Annotated in this window: 14 protein-coding genes, 1 tRNA gene, 3 rRNA genes and 1 other annotated feature; of the genes, 11 read left to right on the top strand and 7 right to left on the bottom strand. The window is 52.3% G+C overall.

The window, feature by feature from the left end; all coding sequences use genetic code 11:
- Positions 1–111 precede the first annotated feature (111 nt).
- Genes aroF through HV107_RS03620 form a run of 3 tightly spaced genes read left to right on the top strand, consistent with a single transcriptional unit; the run spans position 112 to position 3,246 of the window.
- Positions 112–1,182, top strand: coding sequence for a 3-deoxy-7-phosphoheptulonate synthase AroF (gene aroF, locus HV107_RS03630; RefSeq protein WP_182062111.1), 1,071 nt, complete (start codon positions 112–114; stop codon positions 1,180–1,182).
- Positions 1,183–1,192: 10 nt separating this feature from the next.
- Entirely contained in the window at positions 1,193–2,314 is a 1,122-nt protein-coding gene (tyrA, locus tag HV107_RS03625; RefSeq protein ID WP_182062110.1) for a bifunctional chorismate mutase/prephenate dehydrogenase, read from the top strand.
- 59 nt (positions 2,315–2,373) lie between these two features.
- On the top strand, positions 2,374–3,246 hold the full coding sequence (locus HV107_RS03620) for an SMP-30/gluconolactonase/LRE family protein (RefSeq protein WP_182062109.1): 873 nt from the start codon (positions 2,374–2,376) through the stop codon (positions 3,244–3,246).
- On the opposite strand, the gene pheA is transcribed toward HV107_RS03620, so the two are convergent.
- The 4 genes from pheA to bamD form a co-directional block, all read right to left on the bottom strand.
- On the bottom strand, positions 3,243–4,403 hold the full coding sequence (gene pheA / locus HV107_RS03615; protein ID WP_182062108.1) for a bifunctional chorismate mutase/prephenate dehydratase: 1,161 nt from the start codon (positions 4,401–4,403) through the stop codon (positions 3,243–3,245). The genes HV107_RS03620 and pheA overlap by 4 nt on opposite strands.
- Positions 4,404–4,433: 30 nt before the next feature.
- Positions 4,434–4,559, bottom strand: a sequence feature (Phe leader region).
- On the bottom strand, positions 4,511–4,558 hold the full coding sequence (gene pheL, locus HV107_RS03610; protein ID WP_100249759.1) for a pheA operon leader peptide PheL: 48 nt from the start codon (positions 4,556–4,558) through the stop codon (positions 4,511–4,513). (Overlaps the previous feature by 48 nt.)
- A 103-nt stretch (positions 4,560–4,662) precedes the next feature.
- Positions 4,663–5,004, bottom strand: a complete 342-nt coding sequence (raiA, locus tag HV107_RS03605) for a ribosome-associated translation inhibitor RaiA (protein ID WP_014071397.1) — start codon at positions 5,002–5,004, stop codon at positions 4,663–4,665.
- Between the two features lie 269 nt (positions 5,005–5,273).
- Positions 5,274–6,011, bottom strand: coding sequence for an outer membrane protein assembly factor BamD (gene bamD, locus HV107_RS03600; RefSeq protein ID WP_181620428.1), 738 nt, complete (start codon positions 6,009–6,011; stop codon positions 5,274–5,276).
- A 131-nt stretch (positions 6,012–6,142) separates the two neighbouring features.
- Here bamD and rluD point away from each other — a divergent pair, with 131 nt between their 5' ends.
- From rluD to HV107_RS03560, 8 genes are all read left to right on the top strand, one after another.
- Positions 6,143–7,123, top strand: a complete 981-nt coding sequence (rluD, locus tag HV107_RS03595) for a 23S rRNA pseudouridine(1911/1915/1917) synthase RluD (protein WP_182062107.1) — start codon at positions 6,143–6,145, stop codon at positions 7,121–7,123.
- Positions 7,120–7,851 carry a purine nucleoside phosphorylase YfiH gene (gene yfiH, locus HV107_RS03590; protein ID WP_182062106.1) on the top strand — a complete coding sequence of 244 codons (732 nt, stop codon included), beginning with the start codon at positions 7,120–7,122 and terminating at the stop codon, positions 7,849–7,851. Before rluD ends, yfiH begins: the two co-directional genes overlap by 4 nt.
- Before the next feature lie 129 nt (positions 7,852–7,980).
- A complete protein-coding gene (gene clpB, locus HV107_RS03585) occupies positions 7,981–10,554 on the top strand; it encodes an ATP-dependent chaperone ClpB (RefSeq protein WP_182062105.1) in 2,574 nt (857 codons plus the stop codon).
- A 461-nt stretch (positions 10,555–11,015) separates the two neighbouring features.
- Positions 11,016–12,555, top strand: a 16S ribosomal RNA gene (locus HV107_RS03580).
- Positions 12,556–12,641: 86 nt separating this feature from the next.
- Positions 12,642–12,717, top strand: a tRNA-Glu gene (locus tag HV107_RS03575).
- A gap of 194 nt (positions 12,718–12,911) precedes the next feature.
- Positions 12,912–15,817: ribosomal RNA gene (locus HV107_RS03570) — 23S ribosomal RNA — on the top strand.
- A gap of 71 nt (positions 15,818–15,888) precedes the next feature.
- Positions 15,889–16,004, top strand: a 5S ribosomal RNA gene (gene rrf, locus HV107_RS03565).
- The 16S, 23S and 5S rRNA genes sit together here with 1 tRNA gene alongside, the layout of an rRNA operon.
- Positions 16,005–16,476: 472 nt before the next feature.
- Positions 16,477–17,772: an MFS transporter gene (locus HV107_RS03560; RefSeq protein ID WP_182062104.1), complete on the top strand. Its 1,296-nt coding sequence runs from the start codon at positions 16,477–16,479 to the stop codon at positions 17,770–17,772.
- Here the strand turns inward: HV107_RS03560 and HV107_RS03555 are convergent.
- From HV107_RS03555 to HV107_RS03545, 3 genes are all read right to left on the bottom strand, one after another.
- On the bottom strand, positions 17,769–18,104 hold the full coding sequence (locus tag HV107_RS03555) for a YfiM family lipoprotein (RefSeq protein WP_409050248.1): 336 nt from the start codon (positions 18,102–18,104) through the stop codon (positions 17,769–17,771). The genes HV107_RS03560 and HV107_RS03555 overlap by 4 nt on opposite strands.
- Before the next feature lie 32 nt (positions 18,105–18,136).
- Positions 18,137–19,492, bottom strand: a complete 1,356-nt coding sequence (pssA, locus tag HV107_RS03550; protein WP_182063448.1) for a CDP-diacylglycerol--serine O-phosphatidyltransferase — start codon at positions 19,490–19,492, stop codon at positions 18,137–18,139.
- A gap of 110 nt (positions 19,493–19,602) precedes the next feature.
- A complete protein-coding gene (locus HV107_RS03545) occupies positions 19,603–22,266 on the bottom strand; it encodes a bifunctional acetate--CoA ligase family protein/GNAT family N-acetyltransferase (RefSeq protein ID WP_182062102.1) in 2,664 nt (887 codons plus the stop codon).
- Positions 22,267–22,301 lie beyond the last annotated feature (35 nt).

Raw genomic sequence — 22,301 nt, 5'->3', positions numbered from 1 at the left:
GTAAAGTAATGTGTACGTATTTTGGATTGAAATCTTTACTTGTTGTGGTATCGTTGTCCCACCTCTTAGAGGAAAACAACTATCGCAAACGAGCTTTACAGGATCGCAATCATGCAAAAAGACGCGCTGAACAACGTACATATCACTGACGAACAGATTTTAATTACCCCGGATCAACTGAAAGCGGAATTCCCGCTGAGCATTGCGCAAGAGGAGCAAATTGAGCACTCTCGCCAGACCATTTCTGACATCATCGCCGGGCGCGATCCGCGTCTGCTGGTGGTATGTGGTCCATGTTCCATTCACGATCCTGAAACCGCCATTGAATATGCCCGTCGATTTAAAACATTAGCGGAGGAGGTCAGCGATAGCCTCTATCTGGTGATGCGCGTCTATTTTGAAAAGCCACGTACCACTGTTGGCTGGAAAGGGTTGATTAACGATCCGCACATGGATGGCTCGTTTGATGTGGAAGCAGGCCTGAAGATTGCGCGTCGCCTGCTGGTTGAGCTGGTCAGCATGGGGCTGCCTTTGGCAACCGAAGCGCTGGATCCGAATAGCCCGCAATACCTGGGTGACCTGTTTAGCTGGTCTGCTATCGGTGCGCGTACCACTGAGTCGCAAACCCACCGCGAGATGGCGTCTGGTCTGTCCATGCCTGTTGGTTTCAAAAACGGGACTGACGGCAGCCTGGCAACTGCGATTAACGCAATGCGTGCTGCGGCAATGCCACACCGCTTTGTTGGCATCAACCAGGCGGGGCAAGTTTGTCTGCTGCAAACGCAGGGTAACCCGGATGGCCATGTGATCCTGCGCGGCGGTAAAGCGCCAAACTACAGCCCGGCAGATGTCGCTCAGTGTGAAAAAGAGATGGAACAGGCGGGACTGCGTCCGGCTCTGATGGTAGATTGCAGTCATGGTAACTCGAACAAAGATTACCGTCGTCAGCCTGCAGTTGCTGAATCTGTTGTCGCGCAAATCAAAGATGGCAATCGTTCTATTATCGGCCTGATGATTGAAAGCAACATTCATGAAGGCAATCAGTCATCTGAACAACCGCGTAGCGCAATGAAGCACGGGGTGTCTGTAACCGATGCCTGTATCAGCTGGGAAGCTACGGATGCACTGCTGCGTGAGATCCACAAAGATTTGAACGGCCAGCTGGCGACGCGTCTGGCATAAGAGGGTAGTTATGGTTGCTGAATTGACCGCATTGCGCGATCAAATTGATGAAGTGGATAAGGCGTTGCTGGACCTGCTGGCGCGCCGTATGTCTCTGGTTGCCGAAGTGGGCGAGGTTAAGAGTAAATATGGCCTGCCGATTTATGTACCAGAGCGTGAAGCTTCCATGCTTGCGTCCCGCCGCAAAGAGGCGCAGGCGCTGGGGGTTTCTCCAGACTTAATTGAAGATGTACTGCGTCGGGTGATGCGTGAATCCTATTCCAGCGAAAACGACAAAGGCTTTAAAACCCTTTACCCGTCGCTGCGACCGGTTGTGATTGTGGGCGGTGCGGGCCAGATGGGGCGTCTGTTTGAAAAAATGCTGACGCTTTCTGGCTATCAGGTTCGTATTCTGGAAAAAGAGGACTGGGCTCGCGCGCCAGAACTGATAAAAGATGCGGGCATGGTGATCGTTAGCGTGCCAATTCACGTGACGGAACAGATTATCGAGAAACTACCTCCGCTGCCGGAGGATTGTATTCTGGTGGATTTGGCGTCGGTGAAAAACGGTCCGTTGCAGGCGATGCTGGCCGCTCACACTGGCCCGGTGCTGGGTCTGCATCCGATGTTTGGCCCGGATAGCGGTAGCCTTGCCAAACAGGTGGTGGTCTATTGTGATGGCCGTCAGCCGGAAGCTTATCAGTGGTTCCTGGAACAGATTCAGGTATGGGGTGCGCGTTTGCACCGCATTAGCGCGGTTGAGCACGATCAGAACATGGCGTTCATCCAGGCGCTGCGCCACTTTGCAACCTTTGCTTATGGCCTGCATCTGGCGGAAGAAAACGTGCAGCTTGAGCAGTTGCTGGCGCTTTCTTCGCCAATCTATCGCCTGGAGCTGGCCATGGTAGGGCGTCTGTTTGCGCAGGATCCGCAGCTTTATGCTGACATTATTATGTCGTCAGAGAACAACCTGACGCTGATTAAACGCTACTACCAGCGCTTTGGCGAGGCCATCACCTTGCTGGAGCATGGCGATAAACAAGCATTTATCGACAGCTTCCGTAAGGTTGAACACTGGTTTGGCGATTATGCGCAGCGTTTCCAGAGCGAAAGCCGCACCCTGTTGCGCCAGGCAAATGACAGTCGCCAGTAATGTGATGATGTATATACTAAAAGCCAGCATTGCTGGCTTTTTTCTTTTGGGGAAATGACATGACGGAACCGCAGCTGTTATTGAACTACACCGGGCACTTACCGGAATGCCCGACGTGGAGCGAAGATGAAAATGCACTCTACTGGGCTGATATTCTGGAAGGGGAGATCCATCGTTACCATCTGCCAACGGCTGAGCACACTGTCCTGTCATTTCATGAAGAGGTTGGATGTTTTGCCCTGCGGGAACGTGGCGGTTTTATTGTCGCGATGCGAAATGCCATCTGGTTGACCGATAAGCACGGGCTGCCTCAGCGCAAGGTGTGCGACAACCCCTCGAACCCGCAGCTGGCACGATTTAATGATGGTGGCACCGATCACCGTGGTCGCTTCTATGCGGGGACGTTTTGGGGGCCTGGGGACTATAACGGCGCAATGCTGATGCGTATCGACAACGACCTGACCCCGAAGGTACTTCAGTGCGATATCCACGGGCATAACGGCCTGGCATTCAGTAATGACCAGCAATGGATGTTTACCTCTGACACGCCGAATGGCGTTATCTATCGCACACCGCTGGATGAACAGGGGGAGCCTGGCAAACGAGATGTTTTCCGGCGGTTTAAGGAAGGCGAGGGGATACCTGACGGTGCCGCGATGGACGTGGAAGGCTGTTACTGGAGCGCGTTGTTTGATGGCTGGCGCATCGCCAGATTTTCACCAAAGGGTGAACAGCTCGAGGAATACCGGCTTCCGGTTCGTTGCCCGACGATGGTCTGCTTTGGCGGTGACGATATGAAGACGTTGTTTATCACGACGACCCGGGAAAATATGGACGCTGCTGAAACAGCGAAATATCCGCTTTCCGGGGCCATCTTCACCCTGCCTGTCAGCGTGGCAGGGATGAAGAAAAGCCGCTTTATCGAACGTTAAGCCGGGTCGACCGGAACAACGTTTTCGCTCGGATAGCAACCGAGCACTTTCATTGAGCGGGTGATTTCACCCAGCTCACGCAGGGCTTTCTGCATGGATGCAGATTCCAGATTGGCCTGAACATCAAGATAGAACATCTCTTCCCACGGGTTGCCGTGGATCGGGCGCGATTCCAGTTTGGTCATAATCAGATTGTGATTACGCAGCACCAGCAGGGCTTCAACCAGCGCACCAGCCTGCTGGCCGGTGGCCATCAACAGCGTGGTTTTTGCCGGGACCTGATCGGACACATTAATGGCTTTGCGCGCCAGCACCACAAAACGCGTAATGTTTTGCGTCTGGTTAGCGAGGTTACGTTCCAGCACCTGCAATCCGTACAGTGCGCCACCCGCTTCGCTACCCAGTGCGGCTACGGTCGGGGAGTTTGCCTGCGCGACTTTTTCCATCGCCGCAGAGGTACTTTCGGTGTACTCAATCTTCCAGTTCGGATAGCGGTTCAGGAACTGGCTGCATTGCTGGAACGGCTGCGGATGGCTGTACACCGTGTCGATTTTGCTCAGGTCAGTGGAGCCTGAGACCAGAACACAGTGGTCAATTGGAATAGTCAGCTCGCCAACCAGCGACAGGCTGGTGTGTTGCAGCAGGTCGTAGACATCATTGATGGCGCCGGAGCTGGTATTTTCAATCGGGACCACGGCGTAATCGGCCTGGCCGGTTTCAACCTGATTGAAAATGTCGGCAAACTTCGCGCATCCACTTTCGATAAACTCTTCGAAATGGCGGGCTGCATACTGACGTGCCGCCAGGTGTGAATACGAACCTTTCGGACCCAGAAACGCGATACGGGCAGAGTGCGGATTAGTTTTGTTCAGATGCTGCTGTAACAGCGCTTGTTGGGTCAGAACGGAATCTTCGATGATAAGCTGGAACAGACGGGTGATGTAATGGGCATCAAGGTGGTGCGCTTTTCCAAGCTGAATCAGACGCTCCAGCAGGTCACGCTCACGGTCGATATCACGTACGGGGCGATGGGAGTCCAGCTTGGCTTTGCCCACTTCGACAGCGAGTAAGCGGCGTTCTGCCAGCAGTGCCAGTAATTTTTCATCCAGCGCGCTGATTTTTACTCGCAGATCCAGTAACGGGTTTTCCGGTGTCATAGTGTTGCCTGTCTCATTTTATCGTTATCAATAAAAAAGGCCCCCCGGTTTGGGAGGCCTTGTTGTTCGTCTTCGCATTCTTTATCACACGACGAAACGCCTCCCATTCAGGGGAAGGTAAAAAAGAATGCGAAGAAAAACGGCGTTAGTTTCATTGAGTCATCCTGTGGTTGATACCGTTAAAGTACCTGCACTGTTTTCACCCTGTCAATAAAAAACGCGCCCGAAGGCGCGTTGGCGGTACACTCAATTTAAAGGATTACTCTTCTTCAACTTCTTCCGCGAGGCTGGCGTCTTTCACCGATGTTGTGGCGCGACGGGCTTCGCCTTTGTGTTGCACTTTATTGAGCTGCCGTTCCAGCTTGTTGATCAAATCGTTAATTGCGGTGTACATATCCTCGTGTTTAGCGCTGGCGACCAGATGGCCGTTTGGAGTATTGATAGTTGCGTCAGCGATGAAACCCTGTGGCTCCTTGGACAGGATGATATGTGGATTAATCAAATGAGTTTGCCATTTATCCAGTTTGGCGAGACGGTCTGCGACGTGCTGGCGAATTGCCGGAGTAATTTCCATTTGTTTACTGGTAATGTTCATTGTCATAAATTTTACCTCTTGTCTTTCCGTCTTGGTGATTCCAGCATACCTGTCCTAATGTCAAAATGTGTGATTTAGATCACGTTATTTTGTCGGTTTTTGTCAGGGAATCTTTTTTGTGAGGCAGGACAGGAAGAGGCGATTTTTACCTTGTCGAAGTCAGAAATTGAGGCCATAGTTGATAGGATGTGTTGTAGCTAAACCGCTTCAGCTTGCGACAGAAACGAATAAAAAAACGGCAGCCATTGGGCTGCCGTTTTGCTTTGAGCGGAATATCAGGTATTGCTGCTGTTCGCGGCGATGATTTTCGCGACCTTTTCAGCCTGCGCGTTCATCTGCATTTGACGGTATGCATTTTCCATCAGCTTCAGGCCATCACGCGTGGCTTGCGTATCTGGGTAATCGCGCAGCATTCCTTCTACACGGTTAACCACGGCAACCCATGCGCCACGGCGAGTGTAGTATTCGGCAACGGAGTATTCATACTTAGCCAGACGGTCTTTCAGGAAAACCAGACGTTTAGTGGCATCGGTAATATACTGGCTGTTTGGATAGCTGCGCACCAGCTTGGAGAAGTCGTTAAAGGCGTCACGCGCATGTTGAGGATCGCGGTCGGAACGATCAACACCAAAGAAACCTTGCAGAGCACTGTCGTCCAGCGCCATGTTGGTGAGGCCGCGCATGTACATCACATAGTCGATGTTAGGATGAGTCGGGTTCAGACGCATGAAACGATCGATGGTTGCCTGAGCCAGCGGCAGATCGGCATTTTTATAGTATGCGTAGATGAGATCTAACTGTACCTGCTGTGAATACGGACCAAATGGATAGCGATTATCCAACGCTTCCAGTTGCGTTATCGCCTGTTTCCAGTTACCGTCCTGCAACTTTTGTTGTGCAGTCGCATAGATTTCATTCGGCGGATTGTCAGGGACCTGTTCATTTGAACCGGAGCAGCCCACCAAAGCCAGGCTCAACGTGGCCGCTGCCACCAGATATTTCATGCGCGTCATGACGTTTTGACTTTCCTCAAATGTTTGTCCGGGAGAAACTCTGTTCCTGCTCCCGATTAAGACCAGCTACAATAGCACACTATATTAAACGGCAAAGCCGTAAAACCCAACGTTAAACGAAGAAGCAGTTTATGGCACAACGAGTAGAACTCACCGCAACAGTCTCCGAAAATCAGCTCGGTCAACGCTTAGATCAGGCTTTGGCCGAATTGTTCCCTGATTATTCGCGTTCACGTATAAAAGAATGGATCCTTGACCAACGCGTGATGGTAAACGGCAAAGTCTGGGACAAACCAAAAGAGAAAGTGTTAGGTGGGGAAGCTGTCGCCATCAATGCTGAAATTGAAGAAGAAGTGCGTTTTGAACCGCAGGATATCCCACTGGACATCGTCTACGAAGATGATGACATTCTGGTTATCAACAAGCCGCGCGATCTGGTTGTTCATCCAGGTGCCGGTAATCCTGATGGTACAGTATTAAACGCGCTCCTCCATTATTACCCGCCAATTGCGGACGTTCCGCGCGCCGGTATTGTTCACCGTCTGGATAAAGACACCACAGGTCTGATGGTGGTGGCGAAAACCATTCCTGCACAGACACGTCTGGTGGAATCGTTGCAGCTGCGTGAAATTACCCGTGAATATGAAGCTGTCGCGATTGGTCATATGACCTCGGGGGGCACGGTAGAAGAACCTATCAGCCGCCACCCAACCAAACGCACGCATATGTCGGTGCACCCAATGGGGAAACCGGCGGTAACGCACTACCGCATTATGGAGCATTTCCGTATCCATACGCGTCTGCGTCTGCGCCTTGAAACGGGTCGTACACACCAGATTCGTGTCCATATGGCACACATCACTCATCCGCTGGTGGGTGACCAGGTTTACGGTGGTCGTCCGCGCCCACCTAAAGGCGCATCTGATGAGTTCATCAGCGTCCTGCGCAAGTTTGACCGCCAGGCACTGCACGCAACAATGCTGCGTCTTTACCATCCGATCACCGGCATTCAGATGGAATGGCACGCGCCTATCCCACAGGATATGGTGGAGCTTATCGAAGCATTACGTGCTGATTTTGAAGAGCATAAGGACCAGGTGGCCTGGTTATGACCAAACTGATTGTCCCGGAGTGGCCACTTCCTGAGGGCGTGGCCGCCTGTAGTTCGACCCGCATCGGCGGGGTAAGCCAGGGCGCGTGGGAGTCATTAAATCTCGGCGCGCATTGCGGTGATGTTCTGGAACACGTTGAGGAAAACCGCAAGCGTATGTTTGCGGCCGGTGACTTACCGTCAAAACCCGTCTGGCTCGAGCAGGTGCATGGCAAGGACGTACTGAAACTGACGGGTGAACCCTATGTTTCTAAACGCGCCGACGCCTCTTACAGTAATACTCCCGGGACAGTTTGTGCCGTTATGACCGCCGATTGCCTGCCGGTTCTCTTCTGTAACCATGCTGGAACTGAAGTCGCGGCCGCGCACGCGGGATGGCGTGGCTTGTGCGAAGGGGTTCTGGAGGAGACGGTCGCCTGCTTTGCCGATGACCCTGCCAACATTATTGCCTGGCTTGGCCCGGCAATTGGTCCTCGTGCATTTGAAGTTGGGCCCGAGGTACGCGAAGCCTTTATGGATAAAGACTCGCAAGCCGTCACCGCGTTTCAGCCGGTGGGTGAAAAGTATCTGGCCGATATTTATCAGCTTGCGCGTCAGCGTCTGAATCGCGCGGGCATTACGCAAATCTTCGGTGGCGATCGCTGTACGTTCACCGAAAAGGGTGATTTTTTCTCTTATCGTCGTGACAAGACGACGGGTCGTATGGCAAGTTTTATTTGGCTGATATAACCTAAAGAATCAAGACGATCCGGTACGTGCCGTTTTCTTTTCACATAATTCAGGTCATTAACCTTGAATAATTGAGGGATGACCTCATTTAATCTCCAGTAGCAAATTTGACCTGTTATGGGAGGAGTTATGCGTCTGGATCGTCTTACTAATAAATTCCAGCTAGCACTCGCCGATGCCCAGTCCCTCGCACTGGGGCACGACAACCAATTTATCGAACCTCTTCATCTAATGAGCGCCTTGCTGAATCAGGAAGGGGGATCGGTACGTCCATTATTAACGTCCGCCGGTATTAATGCTGGCCAGTTGCGCACGGCTATCGATCAGGCACTGAGCCGGTTGCCGCAGGTAGAAGGGACTGGCGGTGATGTTCAGCCGTCCCAGGATCTGGTACGTGTACTGAATCTTTGCGACAAACTGGCGCAAAAACGTGGCGACAACTTTATATCGTCGGAACTGTTTGTTCTGGCGGTGCTTGAATCACGCGGTACTTTGACCGACCTGCTGAAAACTGCCGGAGCAACAACCGCCAACGTGACTCAGGCGATTGAAAAAATGCGCGGAGGTGAAAGCGTGAACGATCAAGGAGCCGAAGACCAACGTCAGGCTTTGAAAAAATTTACGGTCGATCTGACCGAGCGTGCCGAGCAGGGCAAGCTTGACCCGGTAATTGGCCGTGATGAAGAAATTCGCCGTACCATCCAGGTGCTGCAACGTCGTACCAAAAACAATCCCGTTTTGATTGGTGAGCCGGGTGTCGGTAAAACCGCCATCGTTGAAGGGCTGGCGCAACGTATTGTTAATGGAGAAGTACCGGAAGGCCTGAAAGGTCGCCGTGTGCTGGCTCTGGATATGGGTGCGTTGGTAGCCGGGGCGAAATACCGCGGTGAATTCGAAGAACGTCTGAAAGGCGTGCTTAACGACCTGGCAAAACAGGAAGGCAACGTCATTCTGTTTATCGACGAATTGCACACTATGGTCGGTGCCGGTAAAGCGGATGGCGCAATGGATGCCGGGAACATGCTGAAACCGGCGCTGGCGCGTGGTGAACTTCACTGTGTCGGTGCGACAACGCTTGATGAGTATCGTCAGTATATTGAAAAAGATGCTGCGCTTGAGCGTCGTTTCCAGAAAGTATTCGTTGCTGAGCCAACGGTCGAAGACACCATTGCGATTTTACGTGGCCTGAAAGAGCGTTATGAGTTGCACCACCATGTGCAGATCACCGACCCGGCCATTGTTGCAGCGGCGACGCTTTCGCACCGTTATATCTCCGATCGCCAGCTGCCGGATAAAGCTATCGACCTTATTGATGAAGCTGCGTCGAGTATTCGTATGCAGATTGACTCAAAACCCGAAGAGCTGGACAGACTCGACCGCCGAATCATTCAGCTCAAGCTGGAACAGCAGGCGCTGAAGAAAGAGTCTGATGAAGCCAGTAAGAAACGCCTGGATATGCTTAACGAGGAACTGGATGACAAAGAGCGCCAGTATTCTGAGTTAGAAGAAGAGTGGAAAGCGGAGAAAGCGTCGCTTTCGGGTACCCAGACGATTAAGGCAGAACTGGAGCAGGCAAAAATTGCCATTGAACAGGCTCGCCGGGTAGGTGACCTGGGGCGGATGTCTGAACTTCAGTACGGTAAAATTCCAGAGCTGGAAAAACAGCTGGAAGCTGCAACGCAGACAGAAGGCAAAACCATGCGTCTGCTGCGTAACAAAGTGACCGATGCGGAAATCGCTGAAGTGCTGGCGCGCTGGACGGGTATCCCGGTCGCTCGCATGATGGAAAGTGAACGTGAAAAACTGCTGCGGATGGAGCAGGACTTACACCACCGGGTTATCGGCCAGGATGAAGCCGTTGAGGCTGTATCGAATGCAATTCGCCGTAGCCGTGCGGGCTTGTCTGACCCAAATCGTCCGATTGGTTCATTCCTGTTCCTGGGGCCAACGGGGGTGGGTAAAACAGAACTCTGCAAAGCGCTGGCAAACTTTATGTTTGATAGCGATGACGCGATGATCCGTATCGATATGTCTGAGTTTATGGAAAAACACTCGGTTTCACGTCTGGTGGGTGCACCTCCGGGATACGTTGGCTACGAAGAAGGTGGCTATCTGACTGAAGCGGTACGCCGCCGTCCTTACTCCGTCATTCTTCTGGATGAAGTGGAGAAAGCGCACCCGGATGTGTTCAACATTCTGTTGCAGGTTCTGGATGATGGACGACTCACCGATGGGCAGGGGAGAACAGTCGATTTCCGTAATACCGTTGTGATCATGACGTCTAACCTGGGTTCTGATTTGATTCAGGAACGTTTTGGTGAGCTGGATTACGGTCATATGAAGGAACTGGTTCTGGGGGTTGTGAGTCATAGCTTCCGCCCTGAGTTCATTAACCGTATCGATGAAGTCGTGGTATTCCACCCATTAGGTGAAAAACACATTGCTTCTATCGCGCAGATTCAGCTCCAGCGTCTTTATAAACGTCTGGAAGAACGTGGGTATGAAATTCACATCTCTGATGACGCGCTGAAACTGCTCAGTGAGAATGGCTACGATCCTGTTTATGGTGCACGCCCTCTGAAACGTGCTATCCAGCAGCAGATCGAAAACCCTCTGGCTCAGCAAATCCTTTCCGGGGAGTTGATTCCAGGAAAAGTAATTCGTCTGGAAGTGAATGAAGATCGAATTGTGGCAGTGCAGTAAGTCACAAAACATCAAAAACGAGTCGCTTGCGGCTCGTTTTTGTTTAAAAACCAGGCGAAAATGAATGTCTGGAGTGTGTTTTGCCTGGAAAGTGAGCGGTCAGTAAATAATTTTCACTTTGCACTTGCAGCTTCAGAATAACTCCCTATAATGCGCCTCCACTGACACGGAACAACGGCAAGCAAGCCGCCGGGTCAGCAGGGTTCTCCGGCGAAAGCCGCTGAAGAATCCCGGAGAAAAGCGAAAATAAATGCTTGACTCTGTAGCGGGAAAGCGTAATATGCACACCCCGCGCCGCAGCGAAAACGAAGCGGCACTGCTCTTTAACAATTTATCAGACAATCTGTGTGGGCACTCAAAGTGACATGGATTCTTAACGTCGCAAGACGATAAATGAATACCAAGTCTCTGAGTGAACATACGTAATTCATTACGAAGTTTAATTCACGAGCATCAAACTTAAATTGAAGAGTTTGATCATGGCTCAGATTGAACGCTGGCGGCAGGCCTAACACATGCAAGTCGAGCGGTAACACAGGGAGCTTGCTCCTGGGTGACGAGCGGCGGACGGGTGAGTAATGTCTGGGAAACTGCCTGATGGAGGGGGATAACTACTGGAAACGGTAGCTAATACCGCATAACGTCGCAAGACCAAAGAGGGGGACCTTCGGGCCTCTTGCCATCAGATGTGCCCAGATGGGATTAGCTAGTAGGTGGGGTAACGGCTCACCTAGGCGACGATCCCTAGCTGGTCTGAGAGGATGACCAGCCACACTGGAACTGAGACACGGTCCAGACTCCTACGGGAGGCAGCAGTGGGGAATATTGCACAATGGGCGCAAGCCTGATGCAGCCATGCCGCGTGTATGAAGAAGGCCTTCGGGTTGTAAAGTACTTTCAGCGAGGAGGAAGGCATTAAGGTTAATAACCTTGGTGATTGACGTTACTCGCAGAAGAAGCACCGGCTAACTCCGTGCCAGCAGCCGCGGTAATACGGAGGGTGCAAGCGTTAATCGGAATTACTGGGCGTAAAGCGCACGCAGGCGGTCTGTCAAGTCGGATGTGAAATCCCCGGGCTCAACCTGGGAACTGCATTCGAAACTGGCAGGCTAGAGTCTTGTAGAGGGGGGTAGAATTCCAGGTGTAGCGGTGAAATGCGTAGAGATCTGGAGGAATACCGGTGGCGAAGGCGGCCCCCTGGACAAAGACTGACGCTCAGGTGCGAAAGCGTGGGGAGCAAACAGGATTAGATACCCTGGTAGTCCACGCCGTAAACGATGTCGACTTGGAGGTTGTTCCCTTGAGGAGTGGCTTCCGGAGCTAACGCGTTAAGTCGACCGCCTGGGGAGTACGGCCGCAAGGTTAAAACTCAAATGAATTGACGGGGGCCCGCACAAGCGGTGGAGCATGTGGTTTAATTCGATGCAACGCGAAGAACCTTACCTACTCTTGACATCCAGAGAACTTTCCAGAGATGGATTGGTGCCTTCGGGAACTCTGAGACAGGTGCTGCATGGCTGTCGTCAGCTCGTGTTGTGAAATGTTGGGTTAAGTCCCGCAACGAGCGCAACCCTTATCCTTTGTTGCCAGCGGTTCGGCCGGGAACTCAAAGGAGACTGCCAGTGATAAACTGGAGGAAGGTGGGGATGACGTCAAGTCATCATGGCCCTTACGAGTAGGGCTACACACGTGCTACAATGGCATATACAAAGAGAAGCGACCTCGCGAGAGCAAGCGGACCTCATAAAGTATGTCGTAGTCCGGATTGGAGTCTGCAACTCGACTCCATGAAGTCGGAATCGCTAGTAATCGTAGATCAGAATGCTACGGTGAATACGTTCCCGGGCCTTGTACACACCGCCCGTCACACCATGGGAGTGGGTTGCAAAAGAAGTAGGTAGCTTAACCTTCGGGAGGGCGCTTACCACTTTGTGATTCATGACTGGGGTGAAGTCGTAACAAGGTAACCGTAGGGGAACCTGCGGTTGGATCACCTCCTTACCTTAAAGAACCTGCCTTTGTAGTGCTCACACAGATTGTCTGATGAAAAGTAAATAGCAAGGCGTCTTGCCGAAGCAGACTTCAGTGTCCCCTTCGTCTAGAGGCCCAGGACACCGCCCTTTCACGGCGGTAACAGGGGTTCGAATCCCCTAGGGGACGCCACTTGCTGGTTTGTGAGTGAAAGTCGCCGACCCCCGTATCTCAAAACTGACTCAGCGAGTCATGTTTGAGATATTTGCTCTTTAAAAATCTGGATCAAGCTGAAAATTGAAACGACACACCTTAAGTGGTGTGTTCGAGTCTCTCAAATTTTCGCAATTTGATGATGAATCGAAAGAAACATCTTCGGGTTGTGAGGTTAAGCGACTAAGCGTACACGGTGGATGCCCTGGCAGTCAGAGGCGATGAAGGACGTGCTAATCTGCGATAAGCGCCGGCGAGGTGATATGAACCTTTGACCCGGCGATTTCCGAATGGGGAAACCCAGTGTGTTCCGACACACTATCGTTAAGTGAATACATAGCTTAACGAAGCGAACCGGGGGAACTGAAACATCTAAGTACCCCGAGGAAAAGAAATCAACCGAGATTCCCCCAGTAGCGGCGAGCGAACGGGGAGCAGCCCAGAGTCTGAATCAGCTTGTGTGTTAGTGGAACGGTCTGGAAAGTCCGGCGATACAGGGTGATAGCCCCGTACACGAAAGCACACAGGTTGTGAACTCGAAGAGTAGGGCGGGACACGTGGTATCCTGTCTGAATATGGGGGGACCATCCTCCAAGGCTAAATACTCCTGACTGACCGATAGTGAACCAGTACCGTGAGGGAAAGGCGAAAAGAACCCCGGCGAGGGGAGTGAAAAAGAACCTGAAACCGTGTACGTACAAGCAGTGGGAGCACCTTCGTGGTGTGACTGCGTACCTTTTGTATAATGGGTCAGCGACTTATATTCTGTAGCAAGGTTAACCGTATAGGGGAGCCGAAGGGAAACCGAGTCTTAACTGGGCGTTAAGTTGCAGGGTATAGACCCGAAACCCGGTGATCTAGCCATGGGCAGGTTGAAGGTTGGGTAACACTAACTGGAGGACCGAACCGACTAATGTTGAAAAATTAGCGGATGACTTGTGGCTGGGGGTGAAAGGCCAATCAAACCGGGAGATAGCTGGTTCTCCCCGAAAGCTATTTAGGTAGCGCCTCGTGAACTCATCTTCGGGGGTAGAGCACTGTTTCGGCTAGGGGGCCATCCCGGCTTACCAACCCGATGCAAACTACGAATACCGAAGAATGTTATCACGGGAGACACACGGCGGGTGCTAACGTCCGTCGTGAAGAGGGAAACAACCCAGACCGCCAGCTAAGGTCCCAAAGTCATGGTTAAGTGGGAAACGATGTGGGAAGGCACAGACAGCCAGGATGTTGGCTTAGAAGCAGCCATCATTTAAAGAAAGCGTAATAGCTCACTGGTCGAGTCGGCCTGCGCGGAAGATGTAACGGGGCTAAACCATGCACCGAAGCTGCGGCAGCGACGCTTATGCGTTGTTGGGTAGGGGAGCGTTCTGTAAGCCGTTGAAGGTGTCCTGTGAGGGATGCTGGAGGTATCAGAAGTGCGAATGCTGACATAAGTAACGATAATGCGGGTGAAAAGCCCGCACGCCGGAAGACCAAGGGTTCCTGTCCAACGTTAATCGGGGCAGGGTGAGTCGACCCCTAAGGCGAGGCCGAAAGGCGTAGTCGATGGGAAACAGGTTAATATTCCTGTACTTGGTGTTACTGCGAAGGGGGGACGGAGAAGGCTATGTTAGCCGGGCGACGGTTGTCCCGGTTTAAGCATGTAGGCGGAGAGTTTAGGTAAATCCGGACTCTTTTTAACGCTGAGGTGTGATGACGAGGTACTACGGTACTGAAGTAACAAATGCCCTGCTTCCAGGAAAAGCCTCTAAGCATCAGGTAACATCAAATCGTACCCCAAACCGACACAGGTGGTCAGGTAGAGAATACCAAGGCGCTTGAGAGAACTCGGGTGAAGGAACTAGGCAAAATGGTGCCGTAACTTCGGGAGAAGGCACGCTGATGTGTAGGTGAAGCCCCTGCGGGTGGAGCTGAAATCAGTCGAAGATACCAGCTGGCTGCAACTGTTTATTAAAAACACAGCACTGTGCAAACACGAAAGTGGACGTATACGGTGTGACGCCTGCCCGGTGCCGGAAGGTTAATTGATGGGGTTAGCGGCAACGCGAAGCTCTTGATCGAAGCCCCGGTAAACGGCGGCCGTAACTATAACGGTCCTAAGGTAGCGAAATTCCTTGTCGGGTAAGTTCCGACCTGCACGAATGGCGTAATGATGGCCAGGCTGTCTCCACCCGAGACTCAGTGAAATTGAACTCGCTGTGAAGATGCAGTGTACCCGCGGCAAGACGGAAAGACCCCGTGAACCTTTACTATAGCTTGACACTGAACACTGGTCCTTGATGTGTAGGATAGGTGGGAGGCTTTGAAGCGTGGACGCCAGTCTGCGTGGAGCCAACCTTGAAATACCACCCTTTAATGGCTGGTGTTCTAACGTAGACCCGTAATCCGGGTTGCGGACAGTGTCTGGTGGGTAGTTTGACTGGGGCGGTCTCCTCCCAAAGAGTAACGGAGGAGCACGAAGGTTAGCTAATCCTGGTCGGACATCAGGAGGTTAGTGCAATGGCATAAGCTAGCTTGACTGCGAGAGTGACGGCTCGAGCAGGTGCGAAAGCAGGTCATAGTGATCCGGTGGTTCTGAATGGAAGGGCCATCGCTCAACGGATAAAAGGTACTCCGGGGATAACAGGCTGATACCGCCCAAGAGTTCATATCGACGGCGGTGTTTGGCACCTCGATGTCGGCTCATCACATCCTGGGGCTGAAGTAGGTCCCAAGGGTACGGCTGTTCGCCGTTTAAAGTGGTACGCGAGCTGGGTTTAGAACGTCGTGAGACAGTTCGGTCCCTATCTGCCGTGGGCGCTGGAGAATTGAGGGGGGCTGCTCCTAGTACGAGAGGACCGGAGTGGACGCATCACTGGTGTTCGGGTTGTCATGCCAATGGCATTGCCCGGTAGCTAAATGCGGAAAAGATAAGTGCTGAAAGCATCTAAGCACGAAACTTGCCCCGAGATGAGTTCTCCCTGACTCCTTGAGAGTCCTGAAGGAACGTTGAAGACTACGACGTTGATAGGTCGGGTGTGTAAGCGTAGCGATACGTTGAGCTAACCGATACTAATGAACCGTGAGGCTTAACCTTACAACGCCGAAGCTGTTTCGGCGGTTGAGAGACAGAATATTTTCAGCCTGATACAGATTTAACAGAATTTGCCTGGCGGCTTTAGCGCGGTGGTCCCACCTGACCCCATGCCGAACTCAGAAGTGAAACGCCGTAGCGCCGATGGTAGTGTGGGGTCTCCCCATGTGAGAGTAGGGAACTGCCAGGCATCAATTAAAATGAAAGGCCCAGTCGAAAGACTGGGCCTTTTGTTTTAGGTGTTGTTTGTCGGTGAGGGCTCTCCTGAGTAGGACAAATCCGCCGGGAGCGGATTTGCACAGCACGGAGTGCTGCCCGCAGGGTGCCGGGCAGGAAGCCCGGCATACAACTGCCAGGCATCAATTAAGAAGAACCCCGTACCGAAAGGTGCGGGGTTTTTTGCTTTTGTGCGTAAAAAATGCCCGGTGGCGCTACGCTTACCGGACCTGCAAAACCGTAGGCCGGGTAAGGCGAAGCCGCCACCCGGCAATGTCGACCGCACGATCCCCTTTCTGGCCTTTCTCCTAATCCCTTATCCTGCTAATGAAATATGTGATCTCCATCGCAATGTGGTTTATAACAAAATTATAACATTTCATTTACGAAGCAATTGAGTCTCTTAGACTCAACACGCCGCTGTAGATGGCAGGAGCATAATCATAATGACAGAAAACATCACATCACACGGGACGCTGGCTAACAGTGATACCCGCCGAAGGGTATGGGCAATCGTCAGCGCCTCTTCAGGAAATCTGGTTGAATGGTTCGACTTCTACGTCTATTCGTTCTGTTCGCTCTACTTTGCTCACATTTTCTTCCCGTCCGGTAACACAACCACGCAGCTACTGCAAACTGCGGGCGTTTTTGCCGCTGGGTTCCTGATGCGCCCAATTGGTGGCTGGCTGTTCGGCCGAATTGCGGATCGCCGTGGCCGTAAAATCTCTATGCTGATCTCGGTCTGTATGATGTGCTTTGGTTCGCTTGTGATTGCTTGCTTACCGGGTTACGACGCTATTGGTACATGGGCACCGGCGCTGCTGTTACTGGCTCGCTTATTCCAGGGGCTTTCGGTTGGCGGGGAATACGGCACCAGCGCGACCTACATGAGTGAAATTGCGCTCGAAGGTCGTAAAGGATTCTACGCATCTTTCCAGTATGTCACTCTCATTGGCGGCCAACTTTTGGCGATCCTTGTGGTGGTGATCCTTCAGCAGATCCTGACCGATGAACAGTTACACGCCTGGGGATGGCGGATCCCCTTTGCAATGGGGGCCGTGTTGGCGATCGTTGCGCTTTGGCTGCGTCGACAGTTAGATGAAACATCGCAGCAGGAAGTCAGGGCGTTAAAGGAAGCCGGATCGTTCAAAGGCTTATGGCGTAACCGCAAAGCATTTCTGATGGTGCTGGGCTTCACCGCCGGGGGCTCGCTAAGCTTTTACACCTTCACCACCTATATGCAAAAGTACCTGGTGAACACAACGGGAATGCACGCGAACGTCGCCAGTGTAGTAATGACCGTGGCGCTGTTTGTCTTTATGCTGATACAACCGGTGATTGGCGCGCTCTCTGATAAAATTGGTCGGCGCACATCGATGCTGATTTTTGGCGGAATGTCTGCGTTATGTACCGTGCCCATTTTGTCCGCACTTCAGCATGTCTCCTCGCCTTATGCAGCTTTTGCCCTCGTTATGATGGCAATGGTGATAGTCAGTTTCTACACCTCTATCAGCGGGATATTAAAAGCGGAAATGTTCCCTGCACAGGTGCGTGCTCTGGGGGTTGGTCTCTCTTACGCGGTGGCTAACGCACTGTTTGGGGGCTCAGCTGAATATGTCGCGCTGTCTCTCAAATCATGGGGAAGCGAAACGACCTTCTTCTGGTATGTCACCGTCATGGGGGCGCTGGCCTTTATTGTTTCTCTGATGCTGCACCGTAAAGGGAAGGGGATCCGCCTTTAATAATGCGCCATCTGCCACACGGCATAGCCGGTGGTTGCTCCGGCGACATCCCACGCGAAATCTTTCCAGCTCCAGCCGCTCCCTGCCGGGCGGCTGTCCCAAAGCTCTTTGGATGCCCCAAGGCTTACAGAAAACATGAAACCAATCGCCGCGCTACGATCCTGGCTGTAACCCTGATGTTGTGCGTATTCATTGCCCGCAGCGGACAACATTGCTGAGGCAAGAAAGTGCTGAGCCTTGTCCTGGCCATACCAGTTATCGTTAGCCATGTGGCTACATCCAGTCAGACAGAGGATTGTAAGCAGCAGAGGTATACGCACAATGAGCTCCATAAAAAAAGCCCCGTCGTTGACAGGGCCTGGCGTTACAAAATGCGGCTAATAAGGCGGTCGATACGGATCCGACGCAAACGGCGAATGAGCTTGCGGACTTTCACCGGATAATCAGCAATGCTTTGCAGATCGCGGTAGTGACGCACCACCGTGGTATGCGTGCGAATCAAATCCAGTTCGCGTTCACGTTTCGCGGCCAGTTCATGCTGTGGATCGTGGATCAGAATGGCATTTTCCAGATCCAGGCGCCAGGCACGCGGGTTCAGGTTATTACCTGTCAGCAGCATCCACTCATCATCTACCCACATCCCTTTCAGGTGATAGGTATTGTCTTCATCTTTCCACAAGCGCACAACTAGCTGGTCAGTGTTGACATAGTACTGTAAACGGCTCAGGAAACGGCGCAGGTTAATCTCATAGAGATAAGGCAATGCACCGATGATTTTGAACGGCTGATCTTCCGGGATAAAAAAGTCGTTCGCGGTTTTATCACCCACGATGATTTCGACCTTCTTACCATCACGTAACAGCTGAATGATGTTACGCACCAGCACGGCCGGCAGGTTGAAGTAAGGGGTGCAGATCGTAAGTTTCTGATCGGCGCACGGCATCAGATGGAAGATGGTCTTATTCAGCAGGCTCGACTTGCCCAGTCCAACGAGCGGAGTGACAGATAACTGCTCGTTGTTTGCATCACCCTGAAAATGATAAATCGCGTCACGTAATTCCTGGCGGAAGAGACGAACGTCGTTTTTAATTTCCGGGCTCTTGGGACGGTGAGGGTTATCAAGACGATTCACGCCACGTCCATGCACCAGATTCTTATCAACCCAGTTGAACATGATGTCAGCCATCTGCGGATTGCGAATCAGATGGTAGCGGTCGTAACGATATTTATCGAGCTGGTGCAGGTAAACATCATTCAGACTCGCGCCGCTATACAGAACGCTGTCGTCAATGATGAAGCCTTTGAAATGGAGTACGCCAAGTGCTTCGCGAGTATTGACGGGAACGCCATAAACCGGGATATCAATCCCCGGGTTTTCCTGGGCAGTTCGGCAATACCAGTCTGCGTTGGTGTTAGAAGCCACGGCACCAATACGGCCGCGTTGTGCGCGATGCCAGTCAACCAGCACACGTACATCCAGCTCTGGACGAAGCCGTTTTGCTTCATAAAGCGCGTTCAGGATCCCGCGGCCACCTTCATCTTGTTCGAGATAAAGAGCCACAATGCAAATACGTCTCGTGGCGCTGGCAATTTTTTCCAGAAGTGTCTCCCGAAAATGAGCGGGAGCGTAAAAGAACTCTACATCATCAACTGACTGAGAAATCTTCGGTAGTTGAGCAAGGTGTTGTTGATGTTTATTACGCTTAAATTTTGACAACATCACAGTGCGTTTCTTCTCTGTTCATTGAAGGGTTGTCTGTACCAGGCAAACAACATAAGCGGACAATGATACCACCAGTACCATCCAAAGTGGTTAACATTTCCAGTAGGTTACTCTTGTTTATCCGCCGAATTCAGGCCGAGGGTCAGGGAAACAATACCTTCCTCCAGTTGGATATCAACGTCAAAACCAAGTTTTCGCGCCAGAGTTACCATGCCGCGATTGTTAGGCATAGTAATGCCATTCAGGCGTAACAATCCGTGATCGCGCGTATAACTGATGAGTTTTTCCAGCAGGCGTCTGCCCAGACCCAGCCCCTTCAGATCGGAACGTACCAGCACGGCGAACTCCGCATCCACGTTATCAGGATCAGAGATCGCACGCGTAACACCCAGGATCTCTTCCTCTGCTTCCAGGCGACGAACAGCCACAAATGCCATTTCACGATCGTAGTCGATCTGGGTCATGTTGGCTAAATCTTCGTGGGTAAATTCGTTGATTTCGCTGAAGTAGCGATAGTAGAGATCTTCTTTCGTTACTTGCGAGATAAACACCCGCAACTGAGGTTCATCTTCTGGCAGGATAGGGCGGAACAGCACGCGTTCGCCGTTTTTCATTTCCACCCATTCTTCAAGTTGCAGCGGGTAAGGACGAATAGCCAGCCTGCTTTCGCTGTCACCTTTAAAGGGCGCAATATCCAGCGTGACGTCCAGCGCGGTAAATTCAGTGCCAGAAGCCAGCAGCGGATGAATATCCAGGCGCTGAATTTCAGCACAATCAACAATCAGATTAGAAACCTGCACCAAAAACTGGCTTAGCCCGGCGATATCCAGCGGTCTCAGTGCACTTCGCCCGCGGATTTTCTTGCTTTTAATGGCCTGAATAACCAGATAGCGCGCCAGGTTCATGTTCAGTGGTGGCAGGGCGACCACTGCCTGCTCTTCAGGGCGCCATTCAACACCGCCTTCACCCAGCATAATCAGTGGGCCAAAGACCGGGTCGTGCTCAACCACCACCCGTAACTCCTGGGCACCGGCACGGTTGGCCATACTTTGCACCAGCAAACCGTGGATCCTCGCCTGCGGCCAGGCCATTTTTACCCGATCGAGAATGGCGTCTGCGGCCTGTTGTACTTCCGCAGCAGTGCGTAAATACAACATAACGCCCTGAATATCGGACTTATGCGGGATATCCGGCGAACGCAGTTTCAGCGCAACCGGGTAACCAATTTGCTCGGCAATATGAACGGCCTCTGCGCTGTCGCTGGCAATCCAGGTGGGTAGGGTGTGTATCCCATAGCTGCCGAGGATCGGCTGCACTTCATGGGTGTCCAGAGATGTTGCACCCTCCTCGATGGCCCGTTGCAACAACCTGCGAACATCAACGGTATTCGCCGCCAGATGACCCGGTAAAGCAGGGGTTTCACGCAACTGTTTCTGGTTACGACGATATTCCACCATATGCATAAACGCGGTGATGGTGCCTTCCGGGGTGCGATAGGTCGGAAGCCCGGCTTCACTAAACAGCCGCCGTGCTTCCTGTGATGAAAACTCTCCACACCAGTTGGTTAGCAGCGTGACGTATTTCCCGCGAGGATGATTTCGAACCGCTTCGATAAGCCCTCGCGCACTTTCGCTGCCGGGGGCGGCGGCACTTGGCGAATGAATGATCATCAGCGCATCAAAATCCTGGCTATCCAGCAAGATAGAGATGGCTTTGATGTAACGCTCGCTGCTGGCATCATCGCGCAAATCCAGCGGATTACCGGATGAAACGCTTGTTGGCAGGGCGTCACGCAAGCGCTGAAGCGTCTCCTCACTGAGCGCCGCCAGTTTGCCATTACGTAGCCACAGTTCGTCCAGAGCCAGTGCAGCAGGTGCTGCACCATTACTGACTATCATTAATTTCTCACCGCGCAACGGGCGCATATGGCTCAGTGTCTCGACCGCGGAAAAAAGCTCATGTGTATCCTGAACACGCAGCAAACCTGCGCGCTGAATAGCGGCATCCCACGCAGGATCCATTCCTGAATGTGAATGCAGAAGCCGTTGTGCGGCTGGGCTACGGCCACTTTTGATGACCAGAATCGGTTTATTACGCGATGCACTACGGGCTGCTGAGACAAAACGGCGGGCATCGCTTAAATGTTCTAGGTACAGCAATATTGCACTGGTTTTGCTGTCCCTGGCCAGGAAATCCAGCAGCTCATCGACATCAATATCCAGGCTGTCGCCCAGCGCGATGAAGTAGGAAAATCCCATTTCGCGCTGTTGCGCCCAGTCGAGGATGGTATTTGATACAGCCGCAGACTGGGAAATAAACGCCAGCTTGCCTTTGCGAATCGGAACGGGGGAAAAACTGGCATTCAGACCCTGCCAGGGCGCCAGCAAACCGAGACTGTTTGGGCCGAGAATGCGCATCTGATACCGGCTGGCACAGGCGAGAAGCTCAGGATGCTGTTCAGGAGGAGAAGAGAGGATAATGCAGGTTTTACACCCTTTCTGGCCAAGTGACTCAAGCAGGTCCAGGTTACGTTTCGCGTTTGTACACAGCACGGCAAGGTCTGGCACAAAAGGCAGGCTCTGCACATCGGGCCACGCCAGTACGCCCTGTACCGCTTTCCAGGAGGGCGTAACCGGCAACACGGGGCCATTAAATCCACCGGCCAGTAAATTACGCATCATCAGATAACCTGCACGATCAGGCTTCATCGACGCACCGATAACAGCAATGGATTTAGGGCGTAGTAGCGCTTCCAGGCCTCGCTGACTCATGCAAGTCTCCAGTAGATACGAGTGACCTGATGATT

It is taken from the genome of Enterobacter sp. RHBSTW-00175, assembly GCF_013927005.1.
GTDB lineage: Bacteria > Pseudomonadota > Gammaproteobacteria > Enterobacterales > Enterobacteriaceae > Enterobacter.
This window is presented reverse-complemented; position numbering and strand designations above follow the sequence as displayed.

What these genes read in the sequence shown, in the direction of transcription:
- raiA (WP_014071397.1), bottom strand. Translation starts at nt 5,004, where the DNA reads ATGACAATGAACATTACCAGTAAACAAATGGAAATTACTCCGGCAATT.
- HV107_RS03560 (WP_182062104.1), top strand. Translation starts at nt 16,477, where the DNA reads ATGACAGAAAACATCACATCACACGGGACGCTGGCTAACAGTGATACC.
- pheA (WP_182062108.1), bottom strand. Translation starts at nt 4,403, where the DNA reads ATGACACCGGAAAACCCGTTACTGGATCTGCGAGTAAAAATCAGCGCG.
- clpB (WP_182062105.1), top strand. Translation starts at nt 7,981, where the DNA reads ATGCGTCTGGATCGTCTTACTAATAAATTCCAGCTAGCACTCGCCGAT.
- HV107_RS03620 (WP_182062109.1), top strand. Translation starts at nt 2,374, where the DNA reads ATGACGGAACCGCAGCTGTTATTGAACTACACCGGGCACTTACCGGAA.
- rluD (WP_182062107.1), top strand. Translation starts at nt 6,143, where the DNA reads ATGGCACAACGAGTAGAACTCACCGCAACAGTCTCCGAAAATCAGCTC.
- yfiH (WP_182062106.1), top strand. Translation starts at nt 7,120, where the DNA reads ATGACCAAACTGATTGTCCCGGAGTGGCCACTTCCTGAGGGCGTGGCC.
- pssA (WP_182063448.1), bottom strand. Translation starts at nt 19,492, where the DNA reads ATGTTGTCAAAATTTAAGCGTAATAAACATCAACAACACCTTGCTCAA.
- bamD (WP_181620428.1), bottom strand. Translation starts at nt 6,011, where the DNA reads ATGACGCGCATGAAATATCTGGTGGCAGCGGCCACGTTGAGCCTGGCT.
- HV107_RS03545 (WP_182062102.1), bottom strand. Translation starts at nt 22,266, where the DNA reads ATGAGTCAGCGAGGCCTGGAAGCGCTACTACGCCCTAAATCCATTGCT.
- aroF (WP_182062111.1), top strand. Translation starts at nt 112, where the DNA reads ATGCAAAAAGACGCGCTGAACAACGTACATATCACTGACGAACAGATT.
- tyrA (WP_182062110.1), top strand. Translation starts at nt 1,193, where the DNA reads ATGGTTGCTGAATTGACCGCATTGCGCGATCAAATTGATGAAGTGGAT.
- HV107_RS03555 (WP_409050248.1), bottom strand. Translation starts at nt 18,104, where the DNA reads ATGGAGCTCATTGTGCGTATACCTCTGCTGCTTACAATCCTCTGTCTG.